The organism is Actinotignum sanguinis (assembly GCF_030230305.1).
Lineage (GTDB): Bacteria > Actinomycetota > Actinomycetes > Actinomycetales > Actinomycetaceae > Actinotignum > Actinotignum sanguinis.
This window is the reverse complement of sequence record NZ_JASPCQ010000002.1, coordinates 173,120-193,977: the sequence shown is the minus strand read 5'-3', so window position 1 is coordinate 193,977 and position 20,858 is coordinate 173,120. Positions and strand designations below refer to the sequence as shown.

Sequence of the window (20,858 nt, the reverse complement as noted above, 5' to 3'; positions counted from 1 at the left end):
ATCACGAAACGCATCGCTCATCCACACCGGGCGAAGCAGGGGTAATTCTTGGGCGTAGGAAACTCTAGAGTGGGAGCACCTCACCACGATCACACCCGAATATCCAGAGGAGGTGCCATGCGTGAAGCGACGTATCCGGCTTCTACGGGCCTCGCCCCGGCTCGCCCAACGCGCCTAACTGGCCGCACCCATCACCCTGCCTCCACCAGCCGGCAAGGCATTGAAGAACGGGTGCGGGAAACGATCCGGCACCGCGGAATTGATCCGCGCCGGGACACAGCATTCCTGGAAAATCTTGTGGGAGAAACCCTCACAACGTTTAATGACGAATCGGTGCGCGGAGAGCACGCAGCACTGGCGGACACAGAAAGCGTACGCTCCCACCTCATCTCCCAGTTGAGCGGATACGGGCCGCTACAAGAATTCTTCGATGACCCGCAGGTGGAAGAAATCTGGATCAATGCCCCCGATAAGATCTTTGTGGCCCGCGCCGGGGTATCCGCCCGTGTTGATCTCACCATGGCAGAACAGGATATTCACACCCTGGTCGAGCGGATGCTCTATGCCTCCGGGCGGCGCCTAGATCTTTCTACGCCTTTCGTTGATGCCCAGCTGCCTAGCGGAGAACGCCTCCACGTGACTATCCCGGATATCACCGCACGGTACTGGGCAATCAATATCAGAAAATATACAGTGCGGGCCCGCACTGTCAGCGATCTAGTCGATGTGCATATGCTGGAAACGCGGCAGGCAGCTTACCTGAGCGCAGCTATGGAAGCAGGGCGCAATATTTTGGTATCCGGATCGACCGGGGCGGGCAAAACTACTCTCTTACGTGCTCTGCTCGGCGCGGTACCGCCAACCGAACGTCTCATTAGCGCCGAGGAAGTGTTTGAGCTGGGTATCGACCTCCCCGACGTCGTCGCGATGCAGACGCGCCCGCCATCCCTGGAAGGGCGCGGCGCGGTAACTTTGCGGGACCTCGTGCGCGAAAGCCTACGTATGCGTCCGGACCGAATCGTCATCGGAGAAGTGCGCGGGGCCGAAGCATTCGATCTGCTTATCGCCCTCAATGCGGGCATTCCCGGAGCGTGCACCATTCACGCCAATAGTGCGCGGGAAGCCCTCACCAAACTGGAGATTCTGCCACTTCTCGCGGGAGAGAACATCACCCCGAACTTCGTGACGCCCACCGTTGCCGCAACCATCAACCTCGTTGTGCACGTGAGGCGGGAATCCCACGGGCAGCGCCGTGTTTCCCAGATCTTGGAAGTCGCAGGTCTCGGTCCGGACGGTAGCATCCTCACTCGAGAAGCGGGGCGATCATGGGACTAATCGTTGGAGCTGTGATTGCCACCGGAGTCCTCACAGTTATTCAAGCGCTGGTCACGTCGAATCGCTCGGGTCGGCGGGATCGCTCGGGTCGGCGGGATCGCTCGGGTCGGCGGGATCGCTCGGGTCAGCGGGATCGCTCGGGCTGGCCGAGGCGTCAAAGAAAGCCTCGCATCACGATTCCCACACGCAGGCTCGGGATGAGTGTGTGCTGCGGTCTTGGTCTGGCTCTAGGCGTCTTGCTCACCACCGGTCATCCTTTCCTTGCTGCGGCCGGAGGGACGGTGGGAACCTGGTTACCGTTCTGGCATACACGTCACGCTGGAAGAAAAGCACGGGATGCCCAGCGCCTTGCCTGGCCCGACCGCATCGATCAGCTGCTCTCCTCCCTGCGCGCCGGCCGCACCGTGCCCGAAGCTCTCCTCTATCTGGCCACCCGGCCAGATGCCTCTCCGACGCTGCGATTCTTTGCCACCCACCTGGAAACAACAGGTAGCTTCGAAACTTCCCTAACCCGCCTAAAAGATGCCTTCCGGGATCCGGTAACAGACCGGGTACTCGAAATTCTCCGACTGGCGGTGCGCTACGGTGGCCATGATCTGCCCCGCGTCCTCGAATCACTTGCGTTGTCCTTGCGCGCAGAAAACCGAGCTCGGGGAGAACTCCTGGCCCGCCAATCGTGGACCGTCAACGGGGCACGGGTGGCCGCTCTTGCCCCGTGGCTCGTTCTCCTCCTGCTCTCGACCCGGCCCGGTACTAGGGAGGCTTTCACCTCACCAACCGGGACCCTCATCCTGCTGGCTGGCTTAGGCACCACGCTTGTTGCCTACGCACTTATGACACACCTGGGTCGTCTCCCCGAAGAACACCGCGTTTTAGCCGCTGCGCCTGCACCCCGGGGAGTCTCCCCAAGGTTGTCTCCACCAGCCGGTCTCGACGCGGCATCGCCGGCGCACGCAGCAGCTAAGCCACCGTCCGCCTCGCTTATCTCATCCATATCGACTACTTCGAGTACTTCGACGATTTCGACTACCTCAACTGCCGCGAGCACGTTGCCTGCTCCGCGGTGTCCCGGTCGCGGTCGGCGCGCCGCAGGGTAGAAGGGAGCATTTTCGTGGATTTCCCCCTTCCCGCACTCACCGGTAGCATCCTCGCGGCAGGTCTCCTGCTGCTAGCCTGGTGGTGGGCTTGGCCGGGCCCACCCCTGCTCTCACGCATCACACCATATTTAGGTAGTGCTCGCCCGCGCTTGCCTCATCGCATCATCAGAATTGCCTTGCGTGGCGCGGAAAAATTTGGTTCCACTCACGCGTCGGTTGCTCGCCGCCTCCATTGTTTAGGGGAGGGCGACGTCGCAGACTTCCGCTTTGCCCAGCTACGCGCGGGAGTGCTCGCGGCAGTAGCCGGGATCGCGTTAGGGCTAGCGTGCTTAGCGCGCGGACTACCCGCGGCGCTCGCGGCCGCCTGTCCTATATTCTTCCTGCTCGGTGCGATCCTCGCCACGGACTCCCACCTCACCGCGCGCCTGCGCCAGCGCGACAACGCTATTACCGCAGAACTACCCGATATCGCCCAGCTCCTAAGCATCGCGGTAGGGGCGGGCGCCAGCATCGTGGGTGCTCTCGAATATGTTGCGAGCTTTGCCGGCGGAGCCCTGGCAAAAGAACTGCGTCGCACCTTAGGGGATGTTTATGCCGGAGATCCGCTCACTACGGCGGTACGCCACTTGAGCGACCGCGTGCACAACCCGGCGCTACACAACCTCTGCGACGCGTTGCTAGCCACCCTCGCCCACGGATCTGCACTCACCGATACCCTGCGTGTGCAAGCAGAAGAAGCACGGAACTATGCCCGCCGCCAGCTCCTTGAACGCGGAGGCCGGCGCGAAATCCTCATGATGATTCCCGTTGTTTTCCTTATCTTGCCGTTCGTCGTGGTTATCGCCCTTTATCCGGGGCTGACCCGACTCACTTTCCTTCCCCTCACCTCACCGTAAACCGGAAATACTCAGCTCATGAAAGGAACCACTCATGCCCATGCCAACCCACAGCGCGCTTATCCACCCTGATATATCACCGGCAACATGGGCCGGTCCGGATCCCCGCGAACGCGGGGACGTGCCCGGCTGGGTGCTCGTCACCCTCATGACCGTTGGCCTAGTTCTCGCTATCTGGGCGGTAGCCGGGCCTGCCCTCACGAACCTCTTCTCGACCGCCATCGAACGCATATCGAGTTTTTCATGAGGAAGATACGCGATGCCGCACATTCCCCTGCCGAACGCGGGGCCGCGGTCGTGGATTTCTGCCTCTTAGCTGGGATAGTGGCCCTTGCTGCCCTGGCGCTCGCAGTTCTCGGATCCCGCCTCTTCGCCATCGAACAGATACGTGATTGTGCGGCGCGAGCCGCACGCACGGGAGCGGTGCGCCACCTGAACTTGTCAGAGGTGGCACGGCAGGCCGAGTCAGACATCGGCGCCCGCCTGCCCGGGTGCCAGTGCACGGCCAACGCGAGCACGATCCGCATCGGGAGCGAAGAATTCCTCCGGGTAGAGATCAGCGGAAACTATTCCTCAATCCTGGGAACCAGCCGGGTTCGGCTACACGCCCATGCGCACGTGCTCGACACAGATGCCACCACCCCGCGGCGGGCCAGCCCGTAACTCGCTACCTGACGCAACTAGCCAGCTGTCACGACTCGCCACCTGTCGCAATCCGCGACTTGTCGCAACCCACCACCCGAAAAGGAGCACCGGTATGAAGCACCCTCGCCTTCCTCTCCCGCTGATCGACAGCGAAGAAGGAAACGGCACCTTGGAAGCCCTCGCGGTACTCGTCATGCTAGTTTTGCCACTCCTCATCTTCACCGTGGAAAGTGCCGGGATTCCCCGCGCGCGGGCAGTAGCCGCCCGGGCGGCTCAGGAGGCAGCTCGCAGTTTCGCAACCGCGGATAGTACAGCGGCCGGAACCGCCCGCGCTCGGGCGGTTGCCCACGCAGTTGTGAGCGACGCCGCCATAAGCGACGCCGCAGCGAACACCTCACCACCGCAGATCTCCTGCTCCGCGCACCCGTGCCTGACCCCGGGAGCACGCATCACCGCCACCGTGGAAGTATCCGTGCCGCTTGTTTATATCGGGCGGGCCGTCCTCATCGAGCAAAGTGCTTCCACAACCGTTGATCGTTTTCGAGAGGCGCGGCCGTGACCGCCCCGGCGAAAGCTCCCACACCTCGCGAACGCGGCAATATCCTCATCCTGGGCCTAGGAGTCTGGGCGGTCAGCGCCATCCTGTGCCTGGGGTTCATCTACCTCACCACCGTCCTCACCGCTCGGCATACACTCCAGGGACAGGCCGATTCTGCCGCGCTCGCGATCAGCCAAGAGATCGCACAGGAGTGTTACTTCAGTGCTGCATCCCTAGCCGATTGCCATCCCAGCACCGCCACCGTGCGCCAGCTCGCCGCCGCAATATTTCCTGCTGATCACGTGCTGCCAGATACCGGCGCGGATAGCGCCGGCGTCGTCGTCGCTATAGAAAAAACCGTGCGGTTGCCGGTAGTGGACTTGCCCGTTTCGATACGCGCGCAGGCCCGGGCGCGCCTTGACCTGAGGTAGCCTTATGCCGTGAGTGATTTTTCCGAACGTCTTGACCATCTGCGTAGTGTTTTTCACCAAATCGAAGCGGTGACCGATGTGGAGGGCCTCACCGCGCGCATCGCCGCGCTGACGGAAGAATCCTCTGCGCCCGGGCTCTGGGATGATACTGCTCGCGCTCAAGAAGTCACCTCGAAACTCTCCCACGCCCAAAGTGAACTGGAGAAACTCGAGACCATGCGCGCGCGTATCGAGGATGCCGGTGCACTCCTCGAAATCGCCCAGGAAGAAGAGGTTTCGGATCCGGCTTCGGCTCGGGAAGTCTACGAAGCGCTCGGTGAAGAAATGACAGGCACTGAAAAAGCGCTGGAAGAACTCCATATCCGCACTCTGCTCGCCGGCAAATACGATGAGCGTGATGCCGTGGTGACCATTCGTTCCGGGGCCGGGGGAGTGGACGCGGCCGATTTCGCGCAGATGCTCCAGCGCATGTACCTGCGGTGGGCCGAACGCAGCGGTTACGCCACCAAAGTGCTCGATACCTCCTATGCCGAAGAAGCCGGATTGAAATCCACTACCTTTGAGGTGAGCGCGCCCTATGCCTACGGCACTCTTTCGGTGGAAGCGGGAACCCATCGGCTGGTGCGTATCTCGCCTTTTGATAATCAGGGCCGGCGCCAAACTTCTTTCGCTGCCGTCGAGGTTATTCCGCTTATCGAACAAACCGACCATATCGATATTCCCGATACCGATATTCGCATTGATGTGTTCCGTTCCTCGGGGCCGGGCGGCCAGTCCGTTAACACCACTGATTCGGCGGTGCGCATCACCCATCTGCCCACCGGCATCGTGGTATCGATGCAGGATGAAAAATCGCAGATCCAAAACCGGGCCGCGGCGATGCGGGTCTTGCAATCGCGCCTACTCCTTCTCAAACAGGAAGAGGAAGCGCGCGAAAAGAAAGAACTGCGCGGAGATATTAAAGCCTCGTGGGGGGACCAGATGCGGTCCTACGTGCTCCAGCCCTATCAGATGGTCAAGGATCTGCGCACGGGGTACGAATCGGGGAATACTGACGCTATTTTCGATGGCGATATTGACGGCTTCATCGACGCCGGTATCCGCTGGCGCGCTACCGGTGAGAAAGCGGGAGAAAAGGCGGGCGATAACGTGGGGGAGTGAACCGCGGGAGTTTCGCGGATCGTGCGGCGCGTCCCGCGCGATTTCGCGGCCTGTTCCGTAGGGTAAAGCACGATAGTAGTAATCTAAGGGCAAGTTTATGATCACATTTACCAAGGTGACGAAGCTCTACCAGAAGGGCGCGAAACCTGCGCTGGACTCGGTGAGCGCGGATATTGACCGCGGCGAATTCGTTTTCCTCGTGGGCCCCTCCGGTTCGGGAAAATCAACGATGCTTTCGCTCATCAACGTTGCCGAACGGCCAACATCCGGAAAAATTGAGGTGCTCGGTAAGGATCTCGCCACTGTTTCCCAGCGGCGCGTTCCTTTCCTGCGGCGCCGTATCGGTACGGTGTTCCAAGATTTCCGGCTCCTTCCCGATAAGAACGTGCACGATAACGTGGCACTCGCGCTTCAGGTCATCGGGGCTCCGCGCCACCGCATCCGCACCGAAGTTCCGGAAGTGCTGGAAATGGTGGGCCTGGACGGCAAGGAACGCCGCCGCATGAACGAACTTTCCGGTGGGGAACAGCAGCGCGTGGCTATTGCCCGCGCCATGGTCAATCGCCCGGAAATCCTCCTCGCCGACGAACCGACCGGCAACCTGGATCAAAATACCGGGCTGTCGATTATGCGCCTCCTGGACCGTATCAACCGCTCGGGCACCACGGTGGTTATGGCCACGCACGATGCCAGCGTCGTCAACCAGATGCGTAAACGCGTGATTGAGCTGGCCAACGGCGTGATCGTTCGCGATCAGGATCGCGGCCAGTACGGAGGAGGGCAACACTAATGCGCAGTCGTTTCGTCCTGTCCCAAACATTCAAGGGACTTATCAATAACAAGGCGATGGCTGCCTCGGTTTCCCTCGTCACCTTCGTTTCCCTCCTTTTTGTGGGCGCGGCAGCGCTACTCCAAACCCAGATCAGCCACCTGCGTGCCGATTGGTACAGCCAGGTGGAAGTCTCGGTGTTCATGTGCGCGGCAAATGACGCCACCGAACCATGCGCAGGTAACGAAGCCACCGAGGAACAAATCAAAGCTATCGATACCGCCCTGACCACCGAACCGCTCGCGTCCCAGGTGGAGCGCTACGAATTCGAAACTAAAGAAGAAGCCTTCGCCAATTACCGCGAACAAATGGGCGATTCGGTCTGGCGTGACACCGTCACCGCCGACCAAATGCAAGTTTCCTTCCGCGTCAAACTCCACGACCCGGAAAAGTACCAGGTGCTCGTGGAAGACCTCGGCAACCGCCCCGGAGTGCAGAGCGTGTACGACCAGCGCGAACAAATCGAGCCGGTTTTCGCCACGCTCAACCGCTTCACCGCGATTGCCGGCGGACTGGCCGCGGTCATGATCCTCACCGCGCTTCTCCTCATTCCCACCACGATTCGCCTTTCGGCAATGTCGCGGCGTAACGAAACGGGGATTATGCGCTACGTGGGCGCCTCGAATTTCTTCATCGAGCTGCCCTTCATCCTCGAGGGAATTATCGCCTCACTCGTCGGCGCGATTTTCGCGGTCGGAGGGCTGTGGCTGGCAGCGAAATTCCTGCTGGAAGACTGGATTTCCCAATCGCTGCCGTGGATTCGGGTGATTGGCGTGAGCGAAGCCCTCCAGGTGGCGCCCTGGCTGCTTATCGGTTCGGTAGTGGTGTCCGGCCTGGCATCCTGGATAGCTTTGCGCAGGTACGCACGCGTGTAACGGAGGTGGGGCGACGGCGCCGCGGCGTCGTCGCTCACCATGACGGTACGGTCGCTAACAGAGATACATATAGGAAAGGTGATCCGGTGAGAATCGGGAGCAGACGATGGCTGGGGGCGCTGGCAGCAGGTGCGCTGGGCGTCGCCGGGTTAGCGACGCCGGCGCGTGCCGATGACCGCGACGACCTCGTCCGCCAGCAAGAACAGCAGGAAGCGGAAATTGAGAATCTGCGGTCCTCCCTCGAGGGTGTGGACGTGGATTTGCAGAACGTCTACCTCAAGCTGCAAGAAACGCAGGCGCAGGTTCCCGGGGCACAGGCCGCATTATTGCAGGCGCAGAACGACGCCGCAGCAGCCCAGCGCGAACAAGAAAAGATCGGTGCGCGCCTGGATGCCGCCGAAGGTGAACTCGATTCCATCACCTCCTCCATTGCGCAAGGGGAGAAGAAACTGAGCGAAACGCGCGATAACCTCGGTGAGATCGCGCGTTCTGAATACCGCGGGGATAACCGGGTTTCTACCGTGGAGCTCCTCATCGGCGCGAAGTCGAGCGCGGATTTCTTCAACGCGCTTTCCGCGAACCAAGCTATTACCCGGGTGCAATCCCAAACTCTCACCGACGTCACCCAAACAACGGCGGCTAACCGGACCCGCGCCCAGCGGCAAAAAGCAGTGCAAGGGGAGATCTCCCAGCTCAAGAGCCAGGCGGATGCCGCCGTGGCGGAAAAGAAATCGAAAGAAGCAGCAGCCGCGGCCCGCACGAAGGAACTCGCGGATCTCGAAGCTTCTGTCACGCAGCAATCCCAAGCCCTGGAGGCGCGGCGCGGAGAATTCCAGAATTCACTTTCGGCCATGAACGCGGCCCGCGATGACACCGCCGCGCAGATTGCCCGCATTGACGAAGAAAACCGGCGGCGCGCCGCGGAAGCCGCAGCTCAGAGCGGCGGGGGAGGTGCCCCGGCGGCGCCTCCGGCCGCCTCCGGAGCACTCATCCCACCGGTGCCCGCCCCGCTGTATGTGACCTCGCCCTTCGGGATGCGGGTCTATCCCTTCGACGGCGGCTGGTGGATGCACGAGGGCGTGGACTTGCGTTCAGCCTGCGGTAACCCACAATATGCGGCGGCTGCCGGCGTGGTGGCTGCGGTGCGGCCGGCCTCCGGTAATGGCACGCACGGCAACCAGGTCATTCTCAACCTCGGCTATATCAATGGCTCTTCCTACGTGGTGGTATACAACCACCTCTCGGGCTTCAACGTGTCCGTGGGGCAGAGCGTGGGCCAGGGCGATGTGATCGGCTGGACGGGAATGACGGGCATGGTCACCGGCTGCCACGTACACTTTGAGGTGTGGCAGGACGGCGTGGTCATCGACCCGATGTCCCTGCCGGGATTCTACGAATAACGCGCCGGAAACGCTGGAGCACTGGCGAGCCCTGCATATTGGCTAGCTCAGCGCGTTGGCGTAGCTGACCACCTAACCGCGAATCGACGAATGAGGATGTCATGACACAAACACACGGCTCGACCGATCCCGCTCCCACCACCGCCGCGGCCTCGCACGTGCCTGACACCGCGTCGGAAGCAGAAGAACTGGTCCAACCTCGGGTGATGGAGGAGGACGCGGTTCCGGCCGGTGCTGAAACACCGGTTGCAACCACCGAGGTAAGCTTCGGTTCGCCGCGTCAGGACGCACCCGCGTCTGGTTCGCCCGATGTGCCCGCGCCGGCGAAGAAAAAGCAGAAGGCAGATGTGAGCGAGTATTCGCGGCGGCAATTGGAGAAGCGCTACGCGCGCGGGCAGCGTAAAGCAACGGCCTACGAGGTGCTCACCGGGGTGCTGGCGCTTGTGCTCGCCTGGTTCGTGTGGGATCGAGCTGCTATCACCGATTCGCCTTACGCGGTGGGGACGCTGCTTTTCGCGGTCGGTTTCGCGGCGCTCATTGTGCTGGCGATGGTACGCCGCATGATTAATACGATCTCCACGCGGCGGGGGATCGCGGTAGCCGGGGTAGCTACCGGCGTGACTACTTTTGTTATTGGATTGATTATCACCTTGACGGTGAATACCGATGCGGCAGCTGCGCCGTCGTTCTTCACCGATCATCTGCTGGACGTGAGCGCGCCAGCGGTGGTACTGCTGGCCGGAACCCTGATTTTTGTGTGGTTCCTCATCACTGACCGGCGTGAGCTCAAGGATTAGAACGGAGAAGCCCGCGTGGCGAAGAAAAAACAAGGAAAGCTGAGCGCGGCCCAGCAGGCGAAAGCGGCGGCCGATGCGCATCAGGTGATCGCGCGCAATAAGAAAGCGCGCCATGATTATTTCATCGAGGACACCTTTGAGGCGGGGATGTCGCTGTCTGGAACCGAGGTGAAGGCGCTGCGCATGGGCCGGGCCTCGCTGGTGGACGGCTGGATTGAGGTGGATCGCGGGCAGGTGTACGCGCACGGGATCAATATTCCGATTTACGCGATGGGGACGTGGACGAATCACGCTCCTACCCGCAAGCGGCGCCTGCTGTTGCACAAATCGGAGATCGAGAAGCTGGCGCGGGCTGTCGAGGCGAAGGGCTATACGATTGTGCCCCTCGAGCTGTATTTCGTGCGCGGGCTGGCCAAGCTGGAAATCGCGGTGGCCAAGGGTAAGCAGGAATGGGATAAGCGCGAGACGATCCGCCGGCGCGAAGCGGACCGGGAGGCACAGCGGGCCATGTCTGCAGCTAGGCGCCGCGAAGGGTTGGTGCGGTAGCGTTTCCGCGCAATGAGTGGCACGGGTTGAGACTGCACGTCTTGGGTCTGGTGAGTGCTCTCCGGGTTGCCTTAGTTTGTTTTTTCTTGGGACGCGGCTTGTCGATGATTATTCCTGCCGAGTCGCGCGTAGAGTTCGTGCAGTAGCTGATCGTTAGTGGCGTGGTGAAGAGCTTCTACGATGTGAAGTGGTTTACTGCCAGCTTCGGAAGGCGTTATATAACCGCCCGCTATCAAACCTTCTAAGGGGTCAGCGCCGTAATGACGGGCTATAGCAACAATGAAATGAGCGTTCAGATGTCCTGAAGCATATTGGCGGTTATAGGTGGAATTATGCACACCAATAGCCGCTGCGACGGCGCCGCGACTGGCCCCATTCGTCGCGCAGTTAATCCAGGTGAGTAATTCATTCATTGGGCTATCCTTCGCCGGGAATAGACTTCGCTCGCGATATTCCACTACATTTAGGTGAGGCGGCTCACTACGGGGTGCTATGGTTACTTCCTCGTCTCTGGCATAAGGGTCACGAACACCTTACCGTCCATCGGAGACTGATTCCTTTTTACATACGTCCCGAGCGGCGTAGTGTACTCAACCACCAAAACGCTCTTAGGCCCCCAGGGCTTCGCGGGAAGATATCCCGCGGGGGTATAGAAACACGTAGCACCCTCCATCTCCCCCTTGGTGCCCGCTGGCATGGTACCGAAAGCCACGTTATTGAAACGGTACTGATCGCGGTCAAGATATACGCCAACGTCCACATTGGTAGTCAATTCGCAAGTACCATCACCGTTATTTTTTGACACCTCGAACGGTGCCCAGTCTTTGATATTTACCGCGAGTGGTTTGCCGGTGGGTTCGGTGCTTGTCGGCGTCGTTGCCGTGGGTGTCGGTTCGGGGTTAGCGTTATTAGTGCCGCACCCGGTGAGAGCAAGTGCGGCAAAGCATGTTAGGGCAATATTGCGCTTCATGCCCTTAGTGTAGCTGGAGCTGCGTTACTTGGTATGGCTATTGATCTTCGTCGGACGGGAATCCGTAAGGGTTGCCCCATCTTCGCATGGATTCCCGTTCCGCTTCGCGGTTATCTCCGAAACGGTGGTATTCATGGCGGCTGCAAGTGGCGCCACTTGTGCGTAACTGATGCCCCGTGTTTCCGCAAGGAGACGTTGGAGGGTGACGAAAGGTATTTGGGGACGGTCTGCTAGTTCGGCTAGGGACATACCTACTTGTGCACGGCGTGCGCGTAGTGCTGATGCCATGCAGGAGTTGAAGCCTGAATTATGATCTTTGATGTACGGAGTCAATAAGTAATCGTGCGTCTATTTAGCTCTTGTGCATACACGCAGCTAAAAATCTAATGGGGTGCCGAGGGAGCGTCGTATAGATCCATATTAGATGGCGGGATACATGCTGGACAATGAAAATAAGACTAACTGAAGAGTTTTATATCCAAGTAGGCCATTCTCGTTTCACGGTACGTATAGCTTAATCTTTCGCTCGACTACTCTGCATCCGGCGATATAGTTCTGCCATGAGATCGTCGTTAGGAATCATTCCAAGATAGTGTTTTTCATTCACTGCGTAGACTTCTTCTGGTGTGAGGTAACCACCCGCAACCAACCCTTCCATAGGGTTTGCGCCGTATTTACGTGCGATAGCAATGAGGTATTGCGGATCCAGAGAGCCTTTCGCATACTGCCGGTTGTACGTACTGCGCGCGAGACTAATAGCGTCTGCCACATTAGCGCGGGGTGCGTAATTAGTTACGCGATTGATCCATTCAATTTGAGCGTTCACGAATTCGTCATATGTTCTTGAGCTCAGGTTGCGATTCCGAACTGGTCTTCTCTGACGATGATTTTGATTTCTGCCCATGCCGGTATTCTTAGAGTTGAGATTTCGCCTATTAGATTCAGCTGGATAGCTGTGAGACCGGGTGCATTGTGCCTTGCGAACGGGAAAAGTAAGCACCCGCGCCGGAAAACCAGAGCGGGTGCTCATCATAAGTGGAGATGCCGGGAATCGAACCCGGGTCCGACGATAGCCAAAGGAGTATTCTCCGGGCGCAGTTCGTTGATAGTTGTTTTCGGCTCCAGGGTTCCACACGAACCAGGCCCTGACGAACCTATCTATGTTGGTGTCGCGAGCACGCCCGTAGCAAACGTACTCACCAGTGGCTTTCTAAGCGATGCTGAGGTCTAGGCGGAAAGCACACCTAGTTCAGCAGATTTCGCAGGTCGCTTAGCTTAGGCAGCGAGGGCGAAATCGGTGCTCTTGTTCTTGGCACCTATTGGTTTGCAGAGACGCGTTATCGAGATGACTCTACATCCTCGGCCCGCTTCCCTCCGACTAACTACCGCCGTCGAAACCGATCATCCCCGTATGCTGTTATCAAACAGTTCCACCCGCCCGGCACTCAATGCCACTAACGCGGTGGATTCATTAGTCTACAACGACGACGCCGTATCCGCTATTCCCGCTGGCAGTGTACTTAGAATCCGGTACCTTTTCTGAGGTGAAGAGACTGACTCTTCCCCGCGCAGGCGGGGGTAATTCCTGGCGGGCATTCGTGGAGCCTTTTGAAAATTTCTCTTCCCCGCGCAGGCGGGGCAGTGGTTCCAGCCGGGCCTGAAAGTGTGCTGTCACAATAGTCACACCTGATAGGCAGATCCATCCCCTCGTGTCCGATAACGACGAACAGGGCAGAATAAGCTAAATTTAAGAAGTGGTATCTGACATGGCCGCAACACCCGGCGGGCCGGCGTACCGGGCACATCTCGCAGAGAACCGAAAATCTGGAACTCTGTTCCAGCCTGTTTTCCAGGCCCGCCGCGGATAAACGACCAGGTCAGGCAGTCTCTTCCCCGCGCAAGCGGGGGTAATTCCATACCAGGTGACACCACAAGTGGCGGCGAAAACTCTTCCCCGCGCAAGCGGGGGTAATTCCGGGTCGCCCGCGCATCCCGCGCCGGTGGCCGCCTCTTCCCCGCGCAAGCGGGGGTAATTCCCTGGCTCAATGGGAATCTCTTGCCGGGCTTGACTCTTCCCCGCGCAAGCGGGGGTAATTCTATCAGCGTGAATGACGTCGCTCTCGCCATAGGCTCTTCCCCGCGCAAGCGGGGGTAATTCCATAATTTTCTTCTCCTTATATATAGGGGTTGTCTCTTCCCCGCGCAAGCGGGGGTAATTCAACGCTTCGATAGCCTGCGCGATGTTGAATTCGCTCTTCCCCGCGCAAGCGGGGGTAATTCCACGCCCGTGAACCCCTCACGCTCAAGCCATTCCTCTTCCCCGCGCAAGCGGGGGTAATTCCAATTCGCGAACCTCTACGACGGGGACTACTACCTCTTCCCCGCGCAAGCGGGGGTAATTCCAACACCGCCGCGCCGCCCGCACCGCAAAACAGCTCTTCCCCGCGCAAGCGGGGGTAATTCCCAAGTTCTGGATAAAGAAGTGCTCGCGCGTGGCTCTTCCCCGCGCAAGCGGGGGTAATTCCCGGTGGTTGAGCCTTCCCACCACGTGTCACGCCTCTTCCCCGCGCAAGCGGGGGTAATTCCTCGTGGAAGATTAAGACTGTGACTGGGTTGGACTCTTCCCCGCGCAAGCGGGGGTAATTCCATTCGGCTGAGTTCGGCACCGCTAATGCCCAGCTCTTCCCCGCGCAAGCGGGGGTAATTCCCGCCCGCCGCATCCGAGACCTCGGCCGGGGAACTCTTCCCCGCGCAAGCGGGGGTAATTCCACTGCCGGGGCAAAAAATAGTTTTCGATATCAACTCTTCCCCGCGCAAGCGGGGGTAATTCTAAAGATTTCGCGGGATTCTGCCAGATTCGCGCCTCTTCCCCGCGCAAGCGGGGGTAATTCCCGCGGAGGGAATCCTCGCCGCTTTCGCGATCTCTCTTCCCCGCGCAAGCGGGGGTAATTCCGCCGCGGGTGGTGGTGATTGAGGTGGCGGCGCCTCTTCCCCGCGCAAGCGGGGGTAATTCCTGTGGTGCCCTCGGATACCATCGAGACCGAAGCTCTTCCCCGCGCAAGCGGGGGTAATTCCCCGGATTCCTTACCGTCCCGTTAATCATGCTGCTCTTCCCCGCGCAAGCGGGGGTAATTCCAAGAAAGCATTCCCCTGGCTTGCCCAAGCCCCCTCTTCCCCGCGCAAGCGGGGGTAATTCCTCAAGATTCCGGAAGCCCGGATTCCGTCGAGGCTCTTCCCCGCGCAAGCGGGGGTAATTCCGGAGCTACTTTCACGGATGGGGATTCTCACCCCTCTTCCCCGCGCAAGCGGGGGTAATTCCCCGTGAGTCTCCCCCCGACCCCGCCCGCCTTGCTCTTCCCCGCGCAAGCGGGGGTAATTCCAAGGGGAAGCAGATGCAGAGCTACGCGGCTAACTCTTCCCCGCGCAAGCGGGGGTAATTCCGAGCGCGCGCATGTCCTCGGTGTCTGCGCCGCCTCTTCCCCGCGCAAGCGGGGGTAATTCCCTTAGCGCGGCGTTTGGTGGCTCTACCGCGGACTCTTCCCCGCGCAAGCGGGGGTAATTCCCTCAACAGCATTGAAACCAGCGCCGCGAAGATCTCTTCCCCGCGCAAGCGGGGGTAATTCCCACTCGTAAGGTGGATTTGTCTGCCGTGTTCACTCTTCCCCGCGCAAGCGGGGGTAATTCCCGGTAGTAGCTTGAGCCAGCGGGCGCGGGCTGCTCTTCCCCGCGCAAGCGGGGGTAATTCCCTCCGAGCGCCCGCTGCGGGCGCAAAATCCGCCTCTTCCCCGCGCAGGCGGGGGTAATTCCTGCGCGCCGGAATTGTATGAGCCGCGCTTGTTCTCTTCCCCGCGCAAGCGGGGGTAATTCCGCTAGCCCGGCTGAATGGTCTATGCGCTTGTCCTCTTCCCCGCGCAAGCGGGGGTAATTCCCTGCCCGGCATGATCGGCGGGGAAGTAGATGCCTCTTCCCCGCGCAAGCGGGGGTAATTCCCACGCTGGGCACGGTCATGGCTTGCTCGCGGGCTCTTCCCCGCGCAAGCGGGGGTAATTCCACCAGTGTTATCGGTGCTGCCCGGCTTTTTTTGCTCTTCCCCGCGCAAGCGGGGGTAATTCCATTCTGAAATTGCCTAGCGGCTTTCGCCCTAGCTCTTCCCCGCGCAAGCGGGGGTAATTCCTTCGGGCTGCTCTACGATTCGCTGGAAGCATGCTCTTCCCCGCGCAAGCGGGGGTAATTCCAACGTGTTCAAAGGATGCACGGCGACAACGCACTCTTCCCCGCGCAAGCGGGGGTAATTCCGGTTCCGTCTTCTCCATCGACGAGGCGTCCCACTCTTCCCCGCGCAAGCGGAGGAAACTCCAGCGTGTGCCGTGTGCCTTGCGGCTTACTGCGCTTGGCCAGGTCCTCCTACACCTCGCTCCACACCTCGTCGACATCCAGAACAAACCACCGTCGAAGGCTGTCGATGAAGTGGATCGCGGAGCCGCGGGACCCGGCGGGGTAATAGGGGAGTTTGGCATCGGCCGTGTGTTGCACCTGGTAGCGCGTGATTTCGTGGTATCCGTTGCTCGTATCTGCAAGGGCACAGATGGGTTCGCGATAATCACCGTAGGCGAGTACACGATGTCCCGAAACTGCCAAGCCTCTCAGCCGCGGTATTTCCTTGCGAGTATCAACGATCCGTGTAATCCGATCCTTTTCAATTGTGACCAATGGGAAATCGGAATAGGGGCAAATGATCGTCCGCTCATCGGTGCAGTTCATGGCGTAGCAATCGGCAATAAAGGTCAGGCGGGCCAAGTCCTTGCCGAACTCCGGTTCCACATAATGCCAGTCAGGATAGAGCCATTCCGCTTGTAGTTCGCTATTCCAGCGGCAGAGCCCGCAAAACCCAAGCGCAAGGTTTTCCGCCTCTCCGCTTTTCTCTCCGCGTACTCCGAAGTCCCAACCGAAGTTACCGAAAATTCCTTCATCGAAATAAATCGTCCAGATGGTGCCATCGCTGAGGGCTTGGACATCCTGGATACCATCACCTAGTACCCCAGATCGCACCAGCTCCCCGCCCGCAGTGTAGATATAGGCATTGTGGGTGGCCTCGCGCCGGTCGCTAGACCACCGGCATCGCGCGCCGACGGCGAGAAATGTGCCGTTAGGCAAGCACTGAACATAAGGAACGGACACGGGTAGATCGACGGGCGTAGAAGCAATGCGTACCGTCCCATCCATATTATGCAGCACGAAAATCGCGACCGCGTCTTCAGAAACGAAAACCCGCGGAAAATTCTCGTTACGCTCGAAGAATCGCGCGTATCCCTCTTCATCGCTCCAGATCGCCACCGGCAGCCCGTTATAGCTAATGGAGGCTTGCACAAGAATCGCGCCCGTAACCGGTGCTTGCAGAGTGGCTTGGTACCGGGGCGTGATAATGCGCATTTCTTCAGCCTTTCTGTCGCGTCACTTTTTCGCGCTAGGGCACGACGACGCCGCACCTTGTCGCGCTACTCATCCGGCCACACATCGTTGATATCCACAGTGAACCACACGCCAAAATCGTCAATCCAATGTATTTTTGAATCGCGGCAACTCGCAAGCCACCACGGACCATAAACTTCTTCTGGAGAATCGATGTGGCACTTCTCAATTTCTTGATACCCGTTCGTCGTATCTGACAAGACGAAGTAGTGATCTCCACCACGCTCCACACAGTAGGCCAGAATGTGTGAACCTGATACGGCAAGGCCACGAATGTCGTGTAGTGCACCGTGGGTTTCAACAATACGTGTGACCTGATCGCCGGCAATGCTCGTGATGGCAAAGTCGTAATTTGGGCATATTGTTGAGACCTTATCGGTACAGTGCAACGCGCGATGGTCGTCGATATATGCATGGCGGGCAAGCTCTTTACCAAAGGTGGGCGTTAGCTCCTCAGCAGTAGGGTAGCGCCAAACGCTCTCGAGGTTGCTGTCCCAGCGGATCAATCCACACTCTCCGATTGGTTCGCGAGTTTCCTTATCCGCGTCATCTGGGCACAACTGCGCATGCCATCCGTTATTACCGAAAATTCCTTCATAGAAATACCCAGTCCAGAAAGTACCATCGCTGAGCGCTTGGACATCGGTAACTCCATCCCCAACAGTCCCGCTTCTGATTAGTTTGCCTTCGAAATCGTAGATGAAAGCGTTGTGGTCAGCACGGTTCTCCGCTGCGTACCATCGGCACCGTGACCCGACAAGAAGAAAAGCTCCCGAAGGTAATGATTGGATATGGGGGAAGCAAACCGGGAATCGAAAAATGGGTGTTTTCTGGGTAACTTTGCCGGTACCGTTATGCTGTGTCAGCAGAGCGTCAACAACACCATTCATATGCACATTAGGGCGACAGCCATCGTCGGACCTCCCAAAAAACTTGTGATAATCCTCGTCCGTGCTCCAGATCGCCACCGGTAAGCCGTCGTAGCTGACGGACGCGTCCACAAGGACAGCCCCGATAACCGGCGGTTCCAGCGTAGCTTGATATTTAGGTGTGATAACGCGCATTTCTTCGGCCATACTTCAGTCTCTCACAACCAGTTTTTCGTGCATCGCAGCATATGTGCTGGTAGGCGAAGTGGCGTCGTCGTCGTGCTAAATCGGTGGGACTTAGTTCCCTCACATGCCGCGCATTCTATGGGCGAAGATGAGACAAGCAGCCGCGCGAAAATAGGAAAACACGCCTTTTCGCGGCCGGATTGCGGTGATGATGGCGTCGCGCGCATCGGGCATGGCTGAGTCGATGGAGGGAGGATAACAATGAGCATACGAAAACTTGGCGCGATGGCGGTCGCGCTTCTGCTGGCCTTGCTGGGCATCACGGCCTACTCGCAGGCGCAACCGGTCGATAGTCCGGCCGCGCGGGTCGAGTGCCCGGCCAAGGAACACCCCGATTTCATTACCTTGGAGCTGTGGGGAACGCAGTACACCCGCGATGCCGAAGGTAACCTACAAAAGGATTTACCCAAGGAAACGATCAAGTACGGGGTGTTCAAGGTCTACCAGGACCGCAGCGAACAGCTGTGGATCAATCCCCGCTATGAAGCCAGCAAGGACCAATTCGAGGTCGTAAATTACCCCTCAACGGTCGATGAATGGAATTTTACGTTCAGCGTCCCCAAATATGAGCTTGCTGGCCCCACCTGGAGGGATAACGAAGTCGAGTACGGCATCACGGAAATTCCCTCACCGGGGTACCGCAGCGATATGGATATGAATCCGGATGGCACCTTCCGATTCACCAATACCTTGGCTACGGATGTCTCGGCAATGAAGGCGTGGCAGGACGACGATAACGCCAAGCAAACCCGCCCGGAGAACATCACTTTCGTGCTGCTGGGTGACGGCAAGGAAGTGGCTCGCAAGACTGTTGGTGCGGCCGAGGATTGGAAGGCCACCTTCGCTGAAGTGGATAAGTGCGCAGGCGGCTACCTCATCAATTACACGATTGTGGAGGAATCTGTAGAGGGGTACACCACGGCCGTGACGGGGAATATGACGGATGGATTCGTGGTGACGAACACTATCGTGCCGCCGCCCCCGACTCCTACACCTACGGAATCGGAGACACCCACGCCCACCCCGACCCCGACGGTGCCGGCAACCACCCCGCCGGCAACAACCCCGCCGGTTCCCTCGCAAACGCCAACTCCCACAACCACGCCTACGCCGCGCGAGCGGCTCGTGAAAACGGGAACATCCACGGCCGGTTCGGCCGTGACCCTGGCGGGCCTTGCTCTCTTGGGAGCGGGAGGTGTGATGGTGGTACGACGGCGCAGCTAAGCACCGTGAACTCCGCACAATAATGTGACTCATCGTGGGGCGGCGACGCCGTAAAGTCGCCGCCCCACACTAGTGCGCCCACCAATGTCCGCGTGTCAGCCAACCACATCCGCCCGTAAGGTCTCTTCACAAAAGAACTTTTTAGTGCCATAGTGGCTTGGTGATGGGGGCACAGGTGCCCCGTTCAGTCTCGCTCACCGTGGCGCCCGCCGCACCGATGGCTGAAAAAACAATCACGTTTCATCAATAACTACAAAGGAGTAACCGTATGTCGATTCGCGTTGCCATTGTGGGAGTAGGTAATTGCGCGTCCTCGCTGGTGCAAGGCGTGACCTACTACCACGGCGCATCTGAAAGCGAAACGGTCCCGGGCCTGATGCATGTGGTATTCGGCGATTACCATATCCGCGATATTGAGTTCGTTGCGGCTTTCGACGTCGACGCTAAGAAAGTCGGCGTCGATCTGGCCACCGCGATCAACGCCAGCGAAAATAACACAATTAAAATCTGCGATGTGGCACCCACCGGGGTGGAGGTGCTGCGCGGCCCGACGCTGGATGGGCTGGGGGAGTACTACCGCGCCACCATTACCGAATCTGATGCTGAACCCGTTGATGTGGTGGCCGCGCTTAGGGATGCACGGGCCGATGTGCTGGTTTCCTACCTCCCGGTCGGCTCCGAAGAAGCCGCGAAGTTCTACGCGCAGGCCGCCCTCGATGCCGGTGTTGCCATGATTAACTGCATGCCGGTGTTCATTGCCTCCAACCCGGAGTGGGCCCAGAAGTTCACGGATGCCGGTGTGCCGATTGTGGGCGACGATATTAAGAGCCAGATCGGCGCGACTATCACCCATCGGGTGCTCGCCCGGCTTTTCGAAGAGCGCGGGATTTCCCTTGACCATACGTACCAGCTCAACGTGGGTGGCAATATGGATTTCAAGAATATGCTCCAGCGTTCGCGCCTGGAATCGAAAAAAATCTCCAAAACCCAGGCTGTCACCAGCAATATCACCCAGCAGCTCGACCCACACGATATCCACGTGGGGCCCTCCGATTGGGTCCCGTGGCTCGAGGATCGCAAATTTGCCTTCGTGCGCCTGGAGGGTCGCAACTTCGGTGATATCCCCGTCAAGCTGGAATATAAGCTCGAAGTGTGGGATTCCCCGAACTCTGCTGGCGTGGTTATCGACGCGATCCGCGCGGCCAAGATCGCCCTCGACCGCGGCATCGGCGGCCCGCTGCTTTCCGCCAGCGCCTATTTCATGAAGTCGCCGGCGCAGCAGCGCCCCGATGAGGAGGCCCGCGCTGCGGTGGAGGCTTTCATCCGCGGGGAAGTGGAACGCTAAACCTCACGCTGAGTAGCGGGCACGTCGTGCGAAATACCTGGTGCTTTGCGCTGGCTACCGTGCACGTCGCGCCGACTACCCGGCGTTTTGCCTGAATGACCGTGGCGGCCGCACTCTATATGAGGAGCGGCCGCCACGCATATGTACCGATATAAACCGGGGCGCGCTACATAATCGCCCCGGCT

Annotated in this window: 20 protein-coding genes, 1 other RNA gene and 1 CRISPR repeat array; of the genes, 15 read left to right on the top strand and 6 right to left on the bottom strand. The window is 59.4% G+C overall.

From position 1 onward, the window contains the following. The first annotated feature begins 117 nt into the window (after window positions 1–117). From QP828_RS02090 to smpB, 13 genes are all read left to right on the top strand, one after another. Window positions 118–1,335, top strand: a complete 1,218-nt coding sequence (locus QP828_RS02090; protein ID WP_016442980.1) for a TadA family conjugal transfer-associated ATPase — start codon at window positions 118–120, stop codon at window positions 1,333–1,335. A gap of 236 nt (window positions 1,336–1,571) precedes the next feature. Continuing rightward, window positions 1,572–2,432, top strand: a complete 861-nt coding sequence (locus tag QP828_RS02085) for a type II secretion system F family protein (RefSeq protein ID WP_274733538.1) — start codon at window positions 1,572–1,574, stop codon at window positions 2,430–2,432. Window positions 2,433–2,446: 14 nt separating this feature from the next. Beyond that, complete coding sequence (locus QP828_RS02080) at window positions 2,447–3,328, top strand: type II secretion system F family protein (RefSeq protein ID WP_016442978.1); 882 nt, start codon at window positions 2,447–2,449, stop codon at window positions 3,326–3,328. Window positions 3,329–3,362: 34 nt separating this feature from the next. Then, window positions 3,363–3,575, top strand: coding sequence for a hypothetical protein (locus QP828_RS02075; RefSeq protein ID WP_016442977.1), 213 nt, complete (start codon window positions 3,363–3,365; stop codon window positions 3,573–3,575). Then, window positions 3,572–3,991, top strand: coding sequence for a hypothetical protein (locus tag QP828_RS02070; RefSeq protein WP_016442976.1), 420 nt, complete (start codon window positions 3,572–3,574; stop codon window positions 3,989–3,991). The genes QP828_RS02075 and QP828_RS02070 overlap by 4 nt, the downstream gene beginning before the upstream one ends. 94 nt (window positions 3,992–4,085) lie before the next feature. After that, window positions 4,086–4,532, top strand: coding sequence for a hypothetical protein (locus QP828_RS02065; protein WP_016442975.1), 447 nt, complete (start codon window positions 4,086–4,088; stop codon window positions 4,530–4,532). Then, window positions 4,529–4,942: a hypothetical protein gene (locus QP828_RS02060; protein WP_016442974.1), complete on the top strand. Its 414-nt coding sequence runs from the start codon at window positions 4,529–4,531 to the stop codon at window positions 4,940–4,942. Before QP828_RS02065 ends, QP828_RS02060 begins: the two co-directional genes overlap by 4 nt. A gap of 9 nt (window positions 4,943–4,951) precedes the next feature. Continuing rightward, the gene (gene prfB / locus QP828_RS02055; RefSeq protein ID WP_016442973.1) at window positions 4,952–6,103 is read left to right on the top strand and encodes a peptide chain release factor 2; all 1,152 of its coding nucleotides are present in this window, start codon (window positions 4,952–4,954) and stop codon (window positions 6,101–6,103) included. Window positions 6,104–6,200: 97 nt separating this feature from the next. Continuing rightward, window positions 6,201–6,893, top strand: a complete 693-nt coding sequence (ftsE, locus tag QP828_RS02050; RefSeq protein WP_016442972.1) for a cell division ATP-binding protein FtsE — start codon at window positions 6,201–6,203, stop codon at window positions 6,891–6,893. Next, the gene (gene ftsX, locus QP828_RS02045) at window positions 6,893–7,807 is read left to right on the top strand and encodes a permease-like cell division protein FtsX (protein ID WP_126135352.1); all 915 of its coding nucleotides are present in this window, start codon (window positions 6,893–6,895) and stop codon (window positions 7,805–7,807) included. Before ftsE ends, ftsX begins: the two co-directional genes overlap by 1 nt. Window positions 7,808–7,893: 86 nt before the next feature. After that, window positions 7,894–9,207, top strand: coding sequence for a M23 family metallopeptidase (locus QP828_RS02040; RefSeq protein ID WP_284891153.1), 1,314 nt, complete (start codon window positions 7,894–7,896; stop codon window positions 9,205–9,207). 101 nt (window positions 9,208–9,308) lie between these two features. Continuing rightward, window positions 9,309–10,004 (top strand): YrzE family protein, encoded by a 696-nt coding sequence (locus tag QP828_RS02035; protein WP_284891151.1) that lies wholly within the window; start codon window positions 9,309–9,311, stop codon window positions 10,002–10,004. Between the two features lie 15 nt (window positions 10,005–10,019). Continuing rightward, entirely contained in the window at window positions 10,020–10,550 is a 531-nt protein-coding gene (smpB, locus tag QP828_RS02030; RefSeq protein WP_016442968.1) for an SsrA-binding protein SmpB, read from the top strand. Window positions 10,551–10,621: 71 nt separating this feature from the next. On the opposite strand, the gene QP828_RS02025 is transcribed toward smpB, so the two are convergent. From QP828_RS02025 to QP828_RS02000, 6 genes are all read right to left on the bottom strand, one after another. Further along, window positions 10,622–10,963: a hypothetical protein gene (locus tag QP828_RS02025; protein ID WP_274733530.1), complete on the bottom strand. Its 342-nt coding sequence runs from the start codon at window positions 10,961–10,963 to the stop codon at window positions 10,622–10,624. A gap of 83 nt (window positions 10,964–11,046) precedes the next feature. After that, window positions 11,047–11,520, bottom strand: coding sequence for a hypothetical protein (locus tag QP828_RS02020; RefSeq protein WP_274733529.1), 474 nt, complete (start codon window positions 11,518–11,520; stop codon window positions 11,047–11,049). A 514-nt stretch (window positions 11,521–12,034) separates the two neighbouring features. Beyond that, entirely contained in the window at window positions 12,035–12,346 is a 312-nt protein-coding gene (locus tag QP828_RS02015; RefSeq protein WP_274733528.1) for a hypothetical protein, read from the bottom strand. A 207-nt stretch (window positions 12,347–12,553) separates the two neighbouring features. After that, window positions 12,554–12,929: a transfer-messenger RNA gene (ssrA, locus tag QP828_RS02010) on the bottom strand. 477 nt (window positions 12,930–13,406) lie between these two features. Next, window positions 13,407–15,877: direct repeats of the CRISPR family, unit length 29 nt; unit sequence CTCTTCCCCGCGCAAGCGGGGGTAATTCC. A 47-nt stretch (window positions 15,878–15,924) separates the two neighbouring features. Next, the gene (locus QP828_RS02005; protein WP_274733526.1) at window positions 15,925–16,950 is read right to left on the bottom strand and encodes a hypothetical protein; all 1,026 of its coding nucleotides are present in this window, start codon (window positions 16,948–16,950) and stop codon (window positions 15,925–15,927) included. Between the two features lie 65 nt (window positions 16,951–17,015). Further along, window positions 17,016–18,065 carry a hypothetical protein gene (locus QP828_RS02000; RefSeq protein WP_274733525.1) on the bottom strand — a complete coding sequence of 350 codons (1,050 nt, stop codon included), beginning with the start codon at window positions 18,063–18,065 and terminating at the stop codon, window positions 17,016–17,018. Window positions 18,066–18,305: 240 nt separating this feature from the next. Between QP828_RS02000 and QP828_RS01995 the strand changes: the two genes are divergently transcribed. Both QP828_RS01995 and QP828_RS01990 read left to right on the top strand, forming a co-directional pair. After that, window positions 18,306–19,328 (top strand): Cna B-type domain-containing protein, encoded by a 1,023-nt coding sequence (locus QP828_RS01995; RefSeq protein WP_274733523.1) that lies wholly within the window; start codon window positions 18,306–18,308, stop codon window positions 19,326–19,328. Window positions 19,329–19,596: 268 nt separating this feature from the next. Next, window positions 19,597–20,673 carry an inositol-3-phosphate synthase gene (locus QP828_RS01990; protein ID WP_274733522.1) on the top strand — a complete coding sequence of 359 codons (1,077 nt, stop codon included), beginning with the start codon at window positions 19,597–19,599 and terminating at the stop codon, window positions 20,671–20,673. The last annotated feature ends 185 nt before the right edge of the window (window positions 20,674–20,858 follow it).

What these genes read in the sequence shown, in the direction of transcription:
- QP828_RS02090 (WP_016442980.1), top strand. Translation starts at nt 118, where the DNA reads ATGCGTGAAGCGACGTATCCGGCTTCTACGGGCCTCGCCCCGGCTCGC.
- QP828_RS02075 (WP_016442977.1), top strand. Translation starts at nt 3,363, where the DNA reads ATGCCCATGCCAACCCACAGCGCGCTTATCCACCCTGATATATCACCG.
- QP828_RS02070 (WP_016442976.1), top strand. Translation starts at nt 3,572, where the DNA reads ATGAGGAAGATACGCGATGCCGCACATTCCCCTGCCGAACGCGGGGCC.
- QP828_RS02065 (WP_016442975.1), top strand. Translation starts at nt 4,086, where the DNA reads ATGAAGCACCCTCGCCTTCCTCTCCCGCTGATCGACAGCGAAGAAGGA.
- ftsE (WP_016442972.1), top strand. Translation starts at nt 6,201, where the DNA reads ATGATCACATTTACCAAGGTGACGAAGCTCTACCAGAAGGGCGCGAAA.
- ftsX (WP_126135352.1), top strand. Translation starts at nt 6,893, where the DNA reads ATGCGCAGTCGTTTCGTCCTGTCCCAAACATTCAAGGGACTTATCAAT.
- QP828_RS02035 (WP_284891151.1), top strand. Translation starts at nt 9,309, where the DNA reads ATGACACAAACACACGGCTCGACCGATCCCGCTCCCACCACCGCCGCG.
- QP828_RS02025 (WP_274733530.1), bottom strand. Translation starts at nt 10,963, where the DNA reads ATGAATGAATTACTCACCTGGATTAACTGCGCGACGAATGGGGCCAGT.
- QP828_RS02020 (WP_274733529.1), bottom strand. Translation starts at nt 11,520, where the DNA reads ATGAAGCGCAATATTGCCCTAACATGCTTTGCCGCACTTGCTCTCACC.
- QP828_RS02005 (WP_274733526.1), bottom strand. Translation starts at nt 16,950, where the DNA reads ATGCGCATTATCACGCCCCGGTACCAAGCCACTCTGCAAGCACCGGTT.
- QP828_RS02000 (WP_274733525.1), bottom strand. Translation starts at nt 18,065, where the DNA reads ATGGCCGAAGAAATGCGCGTTATCACACCTAAATATCAAGCTACGCTG.
- QP828_RS01995 (WP_274733523.1), top strand. Translation starts at nt 18,306, where the DNA reads ATGAGCATACGAAAACTTGGCGCGATGGCGGTCGCGCTTCTGCTGGCC.
- QP828_RS01990 (WP_274733522.1), top strand. Translation starts at nt 19,597, where the DNA reads ATGTCGATTCGCGTTGCCATTGTGGGAGTAGGTAATTGCGCGTCCTCG.